This window comes from Pontibacillus chungwhensis (genome assembly GCF_030166655.1).
Classification (GTDB): domain Bacteria; phylum Bacillota; class Bacilli; order Bacillales; family BH030062; genus Pontibacillus.
On the sequence record NZ_CP126446.1, the window covers coordinates 3718138 to 3733291 of the forward strand.

Sequence of the window (15154 nt, forward strand, 5' to 3'; positions counted from 1 at the left end):
AATGACTAATTAAAAAAAACTTGCTGAACAACCGTTCTACAAGATATGTGTATACAAGAAGTTGGACCTATTTCTGAATGTAGATAAACTCATTAGCCCCTAAAAAACTAGAGTCGAAAGTTAACACTTTCGACTCTTAAGAGTACGTAGTTACCTAAGTTCTTATACTGCTTATTTATCCAAAACCGAAGAGAAACGCAATCACTACTAAAATTAAAAGGAGACATCCAACAAAATTTAATATCGTCTTTATAAGAGACTTGATTTTTGGCGCGAAAAGATACCACATAAACCCAAGGATAAATCCGGAAACAACATTATAGGTCGCTGTAAAAAACAATCCAATTAGAATAGATATAACAATAGAGCCATATTCATCAGGAGTTGATAAATCAGCGGCATAAGTAGAAGCTGTCTCATCCCGATGAGCCTGATCATAGGATGAATTCCTTTCCCTTTGAGCATTATTGTACGAAGGGGTACCTTCCTTCTTAACCTTACTATATGAAGGCGTTTTTTCCTTCTGCGGGTAGTATATTAAATTATGATTAAGACTCTCATAACTGGCATTTAACCAATCGTTTACTTCAGGGTCCTTACCTCTATTCATTAACTCAACTGTCGAAATGAGATCCTTGAATACATAATGCTCTGAGCCAATATTAGTTGCATGATTCATTACAATATTTATAGCAGCTGTTCTTTCATTTGGTGAATGGAGGAACAAGTCACCTAATATATCCACTACATCATCATGGTCTGGTTTTTGATCTAGAAGAATATTAAGATAAATCATTTCTACTAATAAGGGGACAGCATCCACGCCGTGCGTTGACCGACCATATATATATTCTTCTAGCACGTCGAGGGCAGATCTGTAATCATTCTGTTCACTGTAAGCGAAGGATAGACGATGTCGAAAACCAGCTTCATCTGGCTGAAGATCTATTAATTTCTTGAATATAGGTACCGCCATTGGAAATGCCTCTAAGTTTTCATAAACTGTGCCCATTATGATTAGAGTATCTATATTATTAGGGTCCTTTCCAAGCAAGGATTGAGCTATTATTTTAGCTTCTCGGAAACGTTTTAAATGAATTAAGCAAATGGCTTTCTGTTGAAGTAAAAACACATCGTTGGAGTAACGATTTTCCAATCTAAGCAAAATTTTAAGAGCATCTTTAAAATTCGAATGCTCCATATAGTTTAATACTATTTCCATTTGATCCTCATAATAGGTATCCTGTTGCGATCTTTGATCATACTTCTCTCGCTTGTCTGCATTATACAGAACCTCATAAGCTTCTCGTATTAGTTTAAATTCTTCAGGATGAGTTTCATTTGAATACTTTCTAAGCCCCTTGATATATGCCCTTTTAATATCATCTTGGGTAGCATCTTTAGAAACTTCTAATATATCGTAATAGTCTTGAGCCATCTATGAATCACCTTCTCTTAGATCTGCTAGTAATTCTTCCGCTCTTCCTGCTGTCCACTCGCCTTTATAATTCATAACCAACTCTTCCAAAACCTTTTCAGCAGAGCGTTCTTTTTCTGCCACTAGCATATTTTTCGCCTTAAGAAGTATAAGATCATCACGATATGGAGACTCAATAAAAGAAGTGTTGTTTGATTCAAGGAATTCATTGATATACTCCATAACCTCTATATTAGTTGAATCCATAGCAACGATGAGATGGTATAGAGCATCATCTGAATAATATCTGTCCTGGGAGAGGCTATAACTTTCTTTTAATTCTGTAATTGCAGAAGCATAGTCCCCATGTTGATAGTTACTTAACCCTTTCCGATAAAGTTTTATACTAGCTTTATCGTATATGTCTTTCACATTCATTCCTGCTTGATTTATTACCTCTTTAACCGATTGGTCAGCTTGATTTTTAGCATTTTTAGACGAATCCGTTACTTTTAAATTTTTAATCGAGCTTTTCAGTTCCCCTTTTTCAACTTCGAGGGTTGTATTTTGTTCCATTAGCAATTGATTTTCTTCATTTAAAACTTCAATTTTTTCTTGCAATCGCTTATCTTCATTTGCAACCACATCTCCCGAGAAGAGGGTAGTGGTGTAAAAACCAAGGGCGAGACAAGATGCTAAACCAAGGACATAGAGGGTTCTTTTACCCTTGTAAAATGGTGATTTTGATTCTTTCTTAGTTGCATAATCGGATTTCTTGTTCACTTTTGCCGTATTCACCACTTCACGTAAGGTATGGAGTTGAGGATCTTCCACACAATGAGGTGGTAAATTTTCTATTACACTTTCGGCTTCAACATATCTATCACTATGCAGCAGATGAAGAACGGCCGCTTTATATACTGGAAAGGGGAGAATGATTTTCTCCCCAATGGAAAGTACTCTTTGAAATAACAAATTAGCTTTATCAGGATCCTTTTGCTTCAGATAGATCAATCCATCGTTATAAGCTTGTATTGCTTCATTATAGGTACTTTCATTTTTTCTTATTTCTTCTTCCATTCTTTCAATCGGATATTCATTGCGAAGAGGAATACCTTTCCATAACTCTACAGACTTTTGGGGATATCCCATTAAAGCATATGCTAATCCTAATGACCATCTAATAGAAGGTTCATTAGGATATTGAGCATGAAGAGGAGCCAACAAGGTCTCAGCTTCTAGATATCTTTCCTCTTTCAGCAAATGAATAGCTTCATTATATTGATTCACATGTTTGTCCATAAAGAAGCCACCTTTTTACACTAGCTCAATAAGCATGTCAGTTAGTTCTTCTTCATACCTCTTTACAAGAGTTACATTATTTTCTTTCAAAGCTTGTTTCAGTTTATATAAAAGGTCTTCTATTCGTTTTTGTTCATCAGCTTCTACCTCATCAACAACTTTTTCAGCTCGATTGATTACATGTCGAACTTCTTCGTACATATCTGATTGTTTCCATTCACTTGAAAGTTTAGCTTTAGATTCTGCGACGCTTTGGTCAGACATAACGCCTGTTTGAGTGCGAACAATATCTTCTACTTTTTTACCGGTACTTAAGATTGTTCCTTCTACTTGCACATTTCCGTTAATATCATAAGAGAACTGAACCTCAATCATCTCTTCTCCAGCAGGACGTGGGGGAATACCCGATAAAACGATGTCATCAGAAAGCAAATTGTTTTGGCTTGTGTATTGATCCTCATTTTCTCCTTGATAAACGGAAATCTGGACTTCAGTTTGGTTATCACGAACCGTATAGTACGTTTTACTTTTAGTAATTGGTACTGTACTATTCTTCGGAATAATCGGATCGAAATATCCTGAAACAAATTGCCCGCCAATTTCTCTCACCACTTCTGTTCCTAGTGCAAATGGGCAAGAATCAATGACCATAAGTCCACTCTCACTCGAGATTTCACCAGATTTTATGCCACCTTGAACGGCAGCGCCAAGAGCCACTGCTTCATCAGGATTGATATCTTTCTTAGGTTTCTTACCAAACTTTTCGGAAACCATTTCAACTACTAACGGAATGCGTGTGGAACCCCCTATTAAAAGCACCTCATCGATATTAGCCATACCGAAAGAGGAATCATTGAGCACTTGGTCCACTTTTTCAATCGTCTTTGTTACCAATGGCTTGACCATCTTTTCGAACTTAGCTCGACTCATTTCCAGATTAATTGAAATAGGAGCGTTGTTATGTATAGCAATAAAAGGAAGGTTGATTGCCACTGTAGATTGACTCGATAATGCAATCTTCACATTTTCTGCTTCTGCTTTAATTCTAGCTTTTACCTGCTCATCACCAATCGCCAGAAGATCAACGCCTTCTTCCTTTTTCACTTCATCGATAATCCAATCAAATATCAGCTGATCAAAGTCCATCCCACCTAAATGATTATCCCCAGCCGTTGCTTTTATTTCCACTACCCCTGAAAAGATTTCAACAAGAGAAACATCGAAAGTACCTCCGCCTAAGTCATAAATAAGGATGTTTTGGTCCTTGTCCATATGGTCTAGTCCATAGGCAATCGCTGCTGAAGTAGGCTCATTTATGATACGCTCAACTTTCAGCCCTGCCAACTCTCCAGCTTTTTGGGTTGCTTTACGTTGAGAATCTGAGAAATACGCTGGAACTGTAACCACTGCTTCATTTACCGGTTCGCCAAGTTGTTCCTCAGCAGAAGACTTCAAATACTTAAGTATGTGAGCCGAAACTTCTTCAGGACGATATTCCTTATCACCAACACTCAACGTTTTATCTTCGCCCATTGAACGTTTAACTTCTAAAACCGTTTCTTTAGGAAAACTCGGGTACTCTTTCTTTGCTATAGGCCCTACTTTAATTTCACCTTTTGCATCAATTTGAAAAACTGAAGGAGTAGTTCGTCCTCCATTGCTATTTGTAATAATTTCTGGCTGCCCATTCTTCAAAAAAGCCATCGCTGAATTTGTTGTTCCTAAGTCAATACCGATCATCGCCATATTTATTCATCCTTCCTATTAATAATAAACTGTTTTAACTTTAGCTTCTCTTAACACGTCACCTGTTTCTTTATAAATAAAGCCTGCTTGAAGTACCTCGGCAACATGATACTTATCCACTTCAGGGTACTGATCAGGGGGAACAGTCCCAAGACTGATCATCTTTTCCCCATCTATTAATAGACCGAGTACAGTAATTTCCTCAACCCCAAGTTCATTCATTTGGTTGAGATATTTTCCCCGAGCACCTTCAATATGTTGTTGCCACTGAGTTAAACCCGAATTCTCTGCAGAGCGATAAATCAGATCTATAGCATCGTAACCTTCTATAACAAGATTTATAAACCCCTCTGTTTTTTCCTTCCATTGAATTTGTTCATTTTCAACAAATGTTTGGTCTTCTTTAGAAGATTGTTTCGCAAGATCCAGAATGCTATCTTGCAGTTCTTGTATTAGCTTCATGGATACTCTATTTCCTTTTTTCACTTCACCTTTAATCTCTTGAATGTAAGTCGCGATTTCAGTTTGTTCTACCAAGCCATCACTCGTGGTGTCCAAAGAATCCAAAGGCTCCAAATTCAAAATTTCTTCCTCTATAATTTGTTTATATTCTTCCATATTCTCTTCATCACCCGACCTTTGAATCAAATCTTCAAATCCATCTTCCATAGATTTTTGAAGTTTTTCCATTTGATTATTCCATTGAGGATAATACACTTCATTACCTACCTCGACTTTTAAACTCTCCAGTAAATCACTCATATTTCTATTAAAACTTTCATACGCTAGCACTAGATTCCAATTAAACAACCTTTTCGTGTAGCCAACAAAGAAACTATAGGGATTCCTACTTCCTTTAGCCTTTTTTTGCTCATTACCAAAATCCACCAATAACTCTATCTTTTTCATCTTCTAATCACCCATTTTCTGAAGCAGAGAGTTCGATCCAGAATCATAAGTAACCCCTTTTTGTTCTTGTAATAGTTTCAGTAAGATTGATCGATCTATTGTATCTAAGGTACATTCCTCACCATTTCTATAATCTTGCACTGTTTCAGAAGCTTTAATCAGAACTTCTTCTTCAATTAAATTACGAACCATTCTCCCATTCCCATGCCCCTCTGTACTTTGGCTAACCTTCACCGTAAGGATCTCTTGAACCAGATCCCAATTCTCTTTTTCAATTTTGTACTCTCGTTCTTGAAGAAGGTGGTCATGAATTTGCAAGAGTTCTTGTATACTATAGTCATGGAAATGAATATTGTATTTAAACCTAGAACGTAAGCCGGGGTTAGATCGTATAAAGTTTTCCATTTCTTCCGGATACCCAGCAAGAATAACAATTAAATTATGACGCTGGTCTTCCATTGCTTTAACCAGAGTGTCAATCGCTTCAATTCCGAAGTCATTTCCTTGAGAACGCACCAAAGAATAAGCTTCATCAATAAAAAGAACCCCTCCTTCAGCTTCTTTTATCTTCTTCATCGTCTTAGGAGCGGTCTGACCTACGTATTCTGCAACTAGATCTCTTCTACTTGCTTCTACTAAGTGCCCTTTATTTAAAACATTAAGAGCTTGATATATTTTAGCTACTAACCTAGCAACAGTGGTCTTCCCAGTACCAGGATTACCGCTAAATATCATATGTAGCGAAATCATCTCAGCTTTAAAACCTTCTTCTTTCCTTAACCTATTAAATTCCACCCAATCACATATTTCTTGCATTTTACTTTTAACGAATGGCAATCCTATCAAGGAATGTAATTCTTGTAATGACTTTTCGAGCGTTACCTTATCCCTCTGCTTCAACTCCGCATTCAATAGATCAGGTGAGTCGTTTATATTCTTCTCAAGCAAATTCAACCAATTTAGGAAGTTAGTTATCGCTTCTTCATTTGTAGACTCTTCTGCATTAGCTGCAGCTTTAAGAGAAAATTTTGCCCTTTTTAAACCAAACAACACTTCATGTACATTGAACTCGTTAATCATGTTCATGTTGTCCTCTATGTTCTTATGTATAAATAAATCATTATTCTGAAGTACAGAATGAGCATACTGTATGTAATATTCCGCTTTTAAGTAAGGAAAAGACAATATGGAGAACCATTCACGCTCTGCCGCTCTATAATCGCCTGTATCATTGTAATAGTGTGCAAGTTTTGACTTCCATTCAGCTAGCTGCCTATAAAAAGTAATACGAAAATCCATATTTCCCTGGTTTATAGCTTTCAAATGGTAGTCTTCCAATTTATTAGCTAACCGGTATAAACGAAGAAAGTTGTAGTGAATGGCTTCTAAGTCTCTATCAACAAATGCAATGCCCATTTCATTATGAAGGTCATTATAAGCATCCATTAGGTAGTGAAGATTTAAGTCTCTCAAATATCCTCTCCCTCCTTATCCATTCAACAATTGATCGAAAAATTGTGTATTCAACTCATATAATGATATGTAATCTCTCTTAACAATTAATACTGAATACTCGACATCCCTGATCGTTTCCTCTGATAACGCGTCAAGAATCTCATTAAAATAAAAGGTTCTTTCAGATTGTTCCACATTCGACAAATACAGAGCAACAAGACGGAAAATCGGTTCTATTACCCTTGAATCTCTTTTTAACTGCTCATACTGGGTATGAGTCTGAATGGAGTTATAACATAAGTTTAAAAACTGGTTGAGCAGTTTTTCTCTTTCAAGTGCTAAGGTAGGGTACTTAATTTTAATAATCTTTATAGACTTTTCCATTTCCCTTGGTTCATATCTGTACGAAAGTTCTAAACCATCAAATACTTCATCTTTCTGCTTATGGGCCTCATGCTCATCCAGTTCATGAGAAAACAAATAATACATGAAATATCGTTTTAGAGCAGGAATGATCTTAGTGTGGTTTACCATGGAATCGAATTCATAAAATGCCGCAGCATCATTCTTCAATTGATTAAGTCCTGCATGATTAGGCAAAAAACTCCCCAATGACTGAGTTAGATGATAGGCTGCTTCATAGTCACCTTTATCAAACAATTTATTGGCTGTCTGAAGACTACGGTCTTCAAACTCTCTAGAAGATGATTTTTGGGCTTCGTACCAAAACTGCCTAAGCACTTGTTCTAAACTTTTCTTATTCCTGCTTTTCACGCTCACCTCTATTAACTTTCCATATACCAATGATTTCTGAACTTCTGAAAACGTACCCACCTTCTCGAACAACAAGGTGAACGCTTGGTGATATTCTTGCATTTCCATCATGAGATCACAGTATTCCATCAAATACTCTAAGTTTTCAGAGTGATGGGTGAGCCCTTTCACGAGAATGCCCTTTGCTTCCAATACTTTGGCGTCCTTTAAGTAGACATAAGCCGCTTCGATGAAATAGACGGAGTTATTGAAATAGACATCTATCAGCTTATTAAGGTGTTTGGAGGTATTCGGGTAATCCCCTAGTCTGTGATAGGCCCTTGCAATTAAGTGTCTAGGATTTTCAGCCCCTGGGATAATTAATAGTATTTTTTTTAATTGTCTTATTGCCTCTTCATAATCCCCCTCCATATAAAGACGTTCTCCAAGCTCATTAAGATGCTCTATATCATTCCCATATAACAAAAATTGATCATAATGAGCTTTCTTATCTAGATCTGAAAGCACTTCATAAGACTCTCTAACTAATTGAAATTCTTCTTGGTTTACCTCGTTAGAAACCTGACGTATTAATGTAAAGTAAGCTTGTTTAATTTCTTTTTGTGTAGCGTTTTCTTTTATCTTTAGTCGTTCATAATGAGTGCTAATAGTACCATCCCCTATCCCTTTTATCGACACGAATATGGTATTTTTTACTTATTTCAGCATCTTTTTTTGATTTATCCGCTAAAAATTAAACCTTCATTTCAAATAAATGTAATTTACGTAGTATTATTTGACTTGTTCGGGGAATCGAAATATATGAAGTTCGGTTTAAAAATTCGATTCTAAACATAAAAATCCCCAGGAGACTAACATAAATAAAAACAGGAGTTCTAATATAAGAACTCCTGCTTTTAGGGCTTAATCAATTGCCAGTTAGATCCAAGTTATAGTGGATATAAATCATAATTTTATATAAACTTTTTGCTAATGGCTTTATATAGCGATATACCTTTAAAGTGTTACTTTACGAGGAAAGGCATTACTCAAATTTTAAAACGAATAACACCTTTATATTTTGCTACGTTTATTTCTTCTACTTTCCTGCCTTATTAATTCCTATACTAAAAGAATCATCTTACGCCTAATCTATTAATTCAAGAAGAACGCATCTAAATCGTCATCATTACGTAATATCTTATTTTCCCCCACACCTAATTCGACAGCTAAATCTACTGAAGCTGCTGCTAAAACATCAGAATTTGCATTCAAATCAAATGCTGCTTCAATCATTGAATTATAACGCTCATATGCAGTATTAATTTTATTGATGATTCCATGATAAGCATCATCTACACTAGAGAGAATTGAATGAGTGTAAGAATTTAACACTTTCTTTAATTCCTGTTCTTTAGCCCCTAATTTGTCTTTAGCAAATCCCCATACAAAATTAGCAGTCACTGTACCTATAACAGCCCCCAGGACTGGAATCGGAATTAACGTCTGCCCAATTGCACCACCCGTAGCAGCTATGCCAGCTTCAATACATAAGACCTGCCCTTCGGTAACGAACTCATCCATATTAATTTCACCACTATGTAAATCTGTCACTAACGAAGATAATCCCATAGAAGCGCTTGTCACAGCCCCTGCAAACGGCGCAGATAGAGTAGTTAAATTTGTTAGAAGATAGATACTTCCAGCAGTTACTCCACCTTTAGTACCTGATTTTGCAGAACTCAAACCAATTTCCGTCCAATCTTCTTTATCGAACTCTTGAATTTTTTTACCACTCTTCACCTTATTATAGACTACTGTTATAGTATTTAACGAGGCTGCTACTGCCGCTGCAGTCCCTGCAACTTTTACACCCTCACCAATAGAAGCTCCTCTTTTAGCCTCAATAATACTACGTTTTCTTTCTGCTTCACTTTGGATATCATCTTGCATACGTTGGTTTTCGTCTACAATGTAGTCTTGATGTTTTGAGACCGTTTCACCTGCTTTACCCAATTGTACTTCACTATAATCAGATACAGATGGTTTTACGACATCTTGAAAAGTACGCCCAGTTTGGGCTTCAATTTCTTCAACTTTTCGAATTATTGCACCTATCGATTTGTCATTTAAGTAATCTGGGTTTTGACCTGATTTAATCGCTCTAACGATTTCATACTGTTCTTTAGGGATCGAATAATTCATAGTAAAATCTTGATAGTTATTAAAATGCTCTAGAACAGCCTCAAGTGTATTATTGGTACCATTGATGAATTTTGATTGATATTTTAATCCGTTTAAAATAAAATCTTCCTGGGCAGTTCGCCCAACTCCATCAAAAGTAGCCACCTTCTCTTGGCCTTTCAAAACCGCCCAAGCGTTACGTACATTAACTTCTAAATGTTCTGCAATTTCTCCGTGTTTCGTTTGTTCAGAACCTAATATGTTTTCTGGTTTTGATAAGAAGTGACGCATGTTCATCATTTGTTGTAGGGCATTTTCAAAGTTCAAATTTTGTTGATGCTGAGCTTGTAATTTCTCTCTTACTAAATCATCTATCTGTTTACCTATACTGTATTGTTTCCATTGATTAAATCCATCTACCCCAACAGCAAAGGTTTGATCCTTCCAAACATTTGCCGCCATCTATTTGCCAACCTCTTTCATAAATAGCTGTGACAAACTTTCTGTGTTATTTATTATCGCTCTTAACTTATTTCGTTCGCTTTTAGAGAAAGATGTAAAAGACTTTACTTCCCTGTTTTCACTAATAAAAGAGATCAAACTTTGCTCTAATTTTGTTGCTAACGATTCAGTGGAAGACTTTAAGCTTTTTATTTCAGTAGTTGTAGCATTAAACGTTTTTGTTGCTTTAACGATCTCAACTCTTTCCTTATCAGCTTTAATTGCAGCTTCTTTGTTCTTTTTACTTGCAAAAATCCCTCCGGCTGTTAAGCTTACAGCACCAATTCCCCAACCAACTGGGCCTGCTAGTGCGAGCAATGCACTTCCTCCTGCCATGCCTCCACCTCCAGCTGCTGCAACACCACCACCTAGCCAAGCTAATGCGGCATTAGTTGCTGCTGCTCCAGATAAACCAGAGATGGCCGCACCTGTTGAAGCTGTTCCGAAAGTCGTTGCAATCGCCATAGCTGCAGAAGGGGCAAGCGCAGCTGTAGCAACACCTGCACCTACACCTGTCGCAGTCCCCCCGCCAGCTACCTTTATCATTTCTTTTTCATCATATGTAATTTCGCTTAGTGCTTTAAAAGTGGTTAGGTTGACTTGAACTTGTTCAAAGCTTTTTCCAAATTCCTTAGGAGTATTGGCTAATGTATTTATATAGGTTTCTACTTTTTCGATAACGCCTACACCAAAAGACCGAGTATTATGTAGTTTTACCGCATTGTTTTGTAGTGCTTTAGAAGACCTTTCGTATTGATTAAATGCCTTTTTAAGTTCCTCTACAGCTTCCTTTTTTAATGTACTATTCAGCATAGGTTAACACTCTTTCTTTTTCGTTATAGTAAAATGTATAGGTTATTATTCATGAAACTATTTTACTATAAAACTTCACCATAAAGTAGTTTATTTTGAATATTTTTACACATTACTCTTGTCATTTAATGTTATTTATATGAAGGGGTGGATTGCACACCAAATTAGGAATATCCCTGGCTCTCCCCCCATTATTCCTCCAAAAATTATTATCCATATTAAATCTAGCTGTTTGTAGTCTCATAACTACTTTATTTCACGGTTTCATAAACCTTACCTCATAAATCCAGTATTTTAGCTAGAATAACTAATATATCGATTACTAGAAAGTATATAGCGTTTGTGGGTACAAATATGGAGAGGCCGGTAATTTTAAGTGGCCGTAACCATTCATTTAAAAAGGAAGCACGAGAACCGTCCCCGCGCTTCCCGCACTTAAAAGTAAGAACTTTATAAATTATGTCGTTCTTTTAGCGTATTTATTGCCTTCATAACTTCTTCAAAATCGGTTGTTCCGTTTGAATTTTTGTCCGTTGTAATATGCGCTACTAACTGTCTATGCAAATTACCTCCATATTCCATCATCACGAATATTGCTGGTCGCGAAGTTTCAACATTATCATCCCAATCTACTAAACCATAACTAACTACATAATTAATGTCCTTACCATGGCTGGAAGGCACTTTGATTTTATCCCAAAACTCATGAACATTATTTTCTCTTGGTGCCAGATTTATCACTCCTATAAATCATATTTAATAAAAATAAAAATGTAACAATGTATTGCTTCTCCGTACCAGGACTTTCTTCCTTCTTTAGGGATGCAATTTCCCATCTCCCTACATGATATAGAGTGTAGAAACTCCGGAAGGGCGGGGCCGGTTCTCACACTTCCTAAAAATCAAAAATCAACTAAAAAAAGAAACACGGGAACCGTGCTTCCTTGCTTTTTTTAAAACTTCTGTGTCTCCCCGTATCCCATCACCACAACGCGGGTATTCCCTTTTACATACTGAAGTATTTCATGGTCTTTATTTTCCATAAACCCAACAATCGGAAATGCTTCCGATAACGCATCATAGTCAGACTGAGCGGGTGCCTGTTCCCTTGTCGGGAATGTATGGCTAGGGATAACAACCTCCACGTTTAATAAGTTATCCACCGCATACGCGGCTTCCTTCGGCCCCATCGTAAATGTACCCGAGGAGGACAAGATTGCAATAGTAGGCTGATACACTTCTTGAATCCATTTCATATCCGCCATTAAGGCCGTGTCCCCAGAATGATAAATAACGGGGCCGTTTGTGAAGTTAAGTACATACCCTGCCGCTTCACCTGCATACGTTAAGTTCCCTGTGGTTTCTCCGTGACTTGATGTATGCTTGGCTGGAACCAAGGTAGCTGCAACACCATCAAGCTCAACCGCGCCCCCGAAGTTTAGAGGGAATACATTCTGGATCCCTTCTCCCATTAGAATCATAGCCAGCTCATATTGTGCGATGATCTGACATTCAGGATTCGTAGACAATACTTTTTCCACGCCACTCGTGTGATCAAAATGTCCATGCGTTAACAAAATCCCGTCCAATGAACGGAAAAAGGCTTCTGTTCGGTATTCGTCTGGACAGCCTGGATTCATGTCAAAAAACGGATCCACCAAGTACTTTTTCCCCTCCTCAGTTGTAAACAGAAACATCGCGTGCCCTAACCGTGTAAGCTGCATATGCAACCCCTCCTTTTTTTATGACACAACTTTACGTGTTTCATTTAAAAGTTATGTATTTTCATACATCCGCTCTTGCAGGTCTGCAAGCGCCTCTGACTGTTGATCAAGTTGATCAATTTGGAAATGATCAGCAGAGCAACGCTCTCTTCAAATTTATGATCAACTAGAGGATGGTGATCTAACATGTACACCACAGTCTTAGTTGAACGACTCAAGCAATTAGGAAGAGTTGCACATTCAAGTAGTAATTTGTTTTCAACCTTTTCCCTCCTTCCAATAAACCATTACTCCTTTAGATCTAATTGCAATATTTATATTTATGAGATTAGCTGTAATTTATAACCGGAATTAAAGCTTACCTATACCTTTGTCCTATTTCATTCTCATATTGCATACATTGTCTTTGATAAAGAAGGGGGGGGTATATGTTAGAGGTAGGAAAAAGAATTTTTAATAATAATGTCGTTCCATTAATAGTGATCTTAACTTGTTCCATGTTGGCTTTTATCGCACATAAGCTTTCAATTAATTTGTCTCATGTTCCTTTATCTCAGTTTATCTCTTTAAGTGTTGATAACATTTTTCCTGAAGAAGAAACTTTTAGTGTTTGGATAAATGTTGTACTACCAGCGATAATGTATTTGGGAGCTTGTTCATTATTCTTGTGGATGGGGATTGCAAATTTTGTGTCTATCAAAGCAGAAGGCGGTCCCAGAGCTTCTTCCTCGTATAACTTATTTCACAATCACTTACTTAACCACCTTCTTCTTAACCAACCCGCTATTCCCCCTCCTCATCGTAACCGCCTCCCACAACGCCTCATCCGACACCGCTTCCTCACCTCTCAGATCAGAAATGGTCCTGGCCAGACGGTGCATCTTCATTTGTACACGATTACTCCAATTCTCTTTCACCGCTCTGTTTTGAAGAAACGACTTTTGCTCCTCTGTTAAAGGGATCATCGTACGTACTTCTTCTATAGACAAGTCAGCATTACAGCACACTTTCCCGTGCCTTTTATATTGAAGATCACGCGCTACTTGAACTCGTTTCTGAATATCTGAGGAACTAGTAGCGTCTTCTTTCCTTTGTTGCTGAAGATTTACTGGGGTTAAATGAAGGATGATATCAATGCGGTCCTGAACAGGGCCTGATACTTTGTTCTGGTAAGCCTGAACTTGTTTGGGGGAGCAGGTGCAGTAATGGGTCGTGGCGCCAAGGTAGCCACAAGGGCATGGGTTCATGGCGGATAAAAGCAGGAATTTGGCCGGGTACGTAACGGTCGCTTGGGCACGACTGATGGTTACGCGTCCGGATTCAAGCGGCTGACGTAGCATATCGAGCGTTTTCTTCGGAAATTCGGCTAATTCATCTAAGAAAAGAACGCCATGATTGGCTAACGAAATTTCACCAGGCGTGGGGTTTGAACCGCCTCCAATGATGGAAACTGCGGATGCGGAATGGTGCGGGGAGCGAAAGGGTGGCCTTCCTAGTGAGGATAATGAGGTATTGGCGAGCTCATATAAACTTATATTCTCAAGCTGTGACTCTAGTTCTAACTTTGGCATTATCGAAGGGAAACTCTCAGCTAACAAGCTCTTCCCACAACCAGGCGGACCGATCATCATAACGTTGTGGCCACCTGCAGCCGCAACCTCAAGCGCACGCTTCGCCTTCTCCTGCCCTATGACTTCTTTGAAATCAACTCCAGGAAAAGAACCATTGTCCAGAGCCAACTCAGTCATAGGAGGTACAAGAGACAAATCGCCTCCTCCGGATAAATGATCGACGAGTTCCATCAAATATTCGACGTAGATAATCTCAAGCCCTTCAATTTCCTGTATCGGCACACTGCAATCATAAGGGATAAAAAGACGCTTGATCCCTAGTTTCTTCGCTGACATGATCGCAGGAAGAATACCTCGGATCGACTGAACTTTTCCGGTCAACGAAAGGGAGCCAATAAACGCTGTATCATCTGGAATCACGCCCTTCAGTGAACCGAAACACTTAAGAATGCCAATGGCCATGGCCACATCAAACATCGGGCCGTGCTTCTTCTCCTCGGCAGGCGATAAGTTCACGATTACCCTTCGATCGGTAAAATTAATACCAAAACCTTTCAGAGCTGCTAGCACACGCTCCTTTGACTCCTTTACTGCAGCACCGGGTAAGCCGGCCACCACAACTGACTCCACGCCGTCTAGCTTCTCGACTTCTACGGTTACAGGATAGCCTTCAATTCCTTTTAGGCCGATACTTTGAATGGCTACTGCCATCGCTTCACCTCCTGATTCTACGATTTTAAACTTACTGATTAGAAAATGGATAAGACGTATGAGGGGGA

At 38.1% G+C, this 15154-nt stretch carries 12 protein-coding genes; 1 reads left to right on the forward strand and 11 read right to left on the reverse strand.

Going from position 1 to position 15154, the window contains the following annotated elements:
- Positions 1-175: 175 nt before the first annotated feature.
- The 10 genes from QNI29_RS18980 to QNI29_RS19025 form a co-directional block, all read right to left on the reverse strand.
- Positions 176-1438, reverse strand: a complete 1263-nt coding sequence (locus QNI29_RS18980; protein WP_231417831.1) for a J domain-containing protein — start codon at positions 1436-1438, stop codon at positions 176-178.
- Complete coding sequence (locus QNI29_RS18985) at positions 1439-2719, reverse strand: tetratricopeptide repeat protein (RefSeq protein WP_231417830.1); 1281 nt, start codon at positions 2717-2719, stop codon at positions 1439-1441.
- 15 nt (positions 2720-2734) lie between these two features.
- Entirely contained in the window at positions 2735-4465 is a 1731-nt protein-coding gene (locus tag QNI29_RS18990; RefSeq protein WP_231417829.1) for an Hsp70 family protein, read from the reverse strand.
- An 18-nt stretch (positions 4466-4483) separates the two neighbouring features.
- A complete protein-coding gene (gene grpE / locus QNI29_RS18995; RefSeq protein ID WP_231417828.1) occupies positions 4484-5374 on the reverse strand; it encodes a nucleotide exchange factor GrpE in 891 nt (296 codons plus the stop codon).
- Positions 5375-5377: 3 nt separating this feature from the next.
- A complete protein-coding gene (locus QNI29_RS19000) occupies positions 5378-6847 on the reverse strand; it encodes an AAA family ATPase (protein ID WP_231417827.1) in 1470 nt (489 codons plus the stop codon).
- A gap of 15 nt (positions 6848-6862) precedes the next feature.
- A complete protein-coding gene (locus QNI29_RS19005) occupies positions 6863-8281 on the reverse strand; it encodes a J domain-containing protein (protein WP_231417826.1) in 1419 nt (472 codons plus the stop codon).
- 456 nt (positions 8282-8737) lie between these two features.
- Positions 8738-10228 (reverse strand): hypothetical protein, encoded by a 1491-nt coding sequence (locus QNI29_RS19010; protein ID WP_231417825.1) that lies wholly within the window; start codon positions 10226-10228, stop codon positions 8738-8740.
- Positions 10229-11080 carry a hypothetical protein gene (locus QNI29_RS19015; protein ID WP_231417824.1) on the reverse strand — a complete coding sequence of 284 codons (852 nt, stop codon included), beginning with the start codon at positions 11078-11080 and terminating at the stop codon, positions 10229-10231.
- Positions 11081-11530: 450 nt separating this feature from the next.
- On the reverse strand, positions 11531-11821 hold the full coding sequence (locus QNI29_RS19020; RefSeq protein WP_231417823.1) for a hypothetical protein: 291 nt from the start codon (positions 11819-11821) through the stop codon (positions 11531-11533).
- A gap of 212 nt (positions 11822-12033) precedes the next feature.
- On the reverse strand, positions 12034-12804 hold the full coding sequence (locus tag QNI29_RS19025; RefSeq protein ID WP_231417822.1) for a metal-dependent hydrolase: 771 nt from the start codon (positions 12802-12804) through the stop codon (positions 12034-12036).
- 20 nt (positions 12805-12824) lie between these two features.
- Between QNI29_RS19025 and QNI29_RS19030 the strand changes: the two genes are divergently transcribed.
- A complete protein-coding gene (locus QNI29_RS19030) occupies positions 12825-12974 on the forward strand; it encodes a hypothetical protein (protein WP_231417821.1) in 150 nt (49 codons plus the stop codon).
- Positions 12975-13556: 582 nt separating this feature from the next.
- Here the strand turns inward: QNI29_RS19030 and QNI29_RS19035 are convergent.
- On the reverse strand, positions 13557-15086 hold the full coding sequence (locus QNI29_RS19035; protein ID WP_231417820.1) for a YifB family Mg chelatase-like AAA ATPase: 1530 nt from the start codon (positions 15084-15086) through the stop codon (positions 13557-13559).
- Positions 15087-15154: the final 68 nt, after the last annotated feature.

Excerpts from the sequence above, each read along its gene's own strand:
- QNI29_RS18990 (WP_231417829.1), bottom strand. The coding sequence starts at position 4,465 with ATGGCGATGATCGGTATTGACTTAGGAACAACAAATTCAGCGATGGCT.
- QNI29_RS18985 (WP_231417830.1), bottom strand. The coding sequence starts at position 2,719 with ATGGACAAACATGTGAATCAATATAATGAAGCTATTCATTTGCTGAAA.
- QNI29_RS19035 (WP_231417820.1), bottom strand. The coding sequence starts at position 15,086 with ATGGCAGTAGCCATTCAAAGTATCGGCCTAAAAGGAATTGAAGGCTAT.
- grpE (WP_231417828.1), bottom strand. The coding sequence starts at position 5,374 with ATGAAAAAGATAGAGTTATTGGTGGATTTTGGTAATGAGCAAAAAAAG.
- QNI29_RS19025 (WP_231417822.1), bottom strand. The coding sequence starts at position 12,804 with ATGCAGCTTACACGGTTAGGGCACGCGATGTTTCTGTTTACAACTGAG.
- QNI29_RS19030 (WP_231417821.1), top strand. The coding sequence starts at position 12,825 with ATGACACAACTTTACGTGTTTCATTTAAAAGTTATGTATTTTCATACA.
- QNI29_RS19010 (WP_231417825.1), bottom strand. The coding sequence starts at position 10,228 with ATGGCGGCAAATGTTTGGAAGGATCAAACCTTTGCTGTTGGGGTAGAT.
- QNI29_RS18980 (WP_231417831.1), bottom strand. The coding sequence starts at position 1,438 with ATGGCTCAAGACTATTACGATATATTAGAAGTTTCTAAAGATGCTACC.
- QNI29_RS19015 (WP_231417824.1), bottom strand. The coding sequence starts at position 11,080 with ATGCTGAATAGTACATTAAAAAAGGAAGCTGTAGAGGAACTTAAAAAG.